This window comes from Corynebacterium sp. HMSC070E08 (assembly GCF_001808895.1).
Taxonomy (GTDB): Bacteria; Actinomycetota; Actinomycetes; order Mycobacteriales; family Mycobacteriaceae; genus Corynebacterium; species Corynebacterium hiratae.
In genome coordinates this window covers 1-366 of the sequence record NZ_KV794767.1, presented here as the reverse complement: position 1 = coordinate 366, position 366 = coordinate 1, and the positions used below count along the sequence as shown (strand labels likewise).

The 366-nt window shown below is 57.4% G+C and carries 1 protein-coding gene; it reads left to right on the top strand.

Annotated elements, in window-relative coordinates; all coding sequences use genetic code 11:
• Positions 1-366 (top strand): integrase core domain-containing protein (locus HMPREF2526_RS07545; protein WP_148139562.1); only part of this gene is annotated, 366 nt, incomplete at both ends.

Here is a 366-nt window from a genome sequence, read left to right as displayed (position 1 = left end):
CCTTTCCGACAATGGCGATGCGTTCGCCACCTACCACCGTGGTTTTCTCTCTGCTACTGAAACCTGGCTCGCCAGCCAAGGTGTACTTGCTATTGCTGGTTTCGCCCCGACAACCCAGGGAAAAGACGAACGCTCTCACCGCACGTTGACCCAGTTCCTCGATGCACGCCACCCAGTCAGCCTTGCTGAGGTCAACACATATCTGGCCGAATACCGCCAGGTCTACAACGAACGACGACGGCACCAATCACTGCTTATCGGCAAAATGCACATCACACCACGCCAGGCCTTCGATACCTTCCCCAAGGCACCATCACCTCAGCATCCACTCGATCCTGAGCAGGTCTGGGCCCGCGTAGTCGCCTA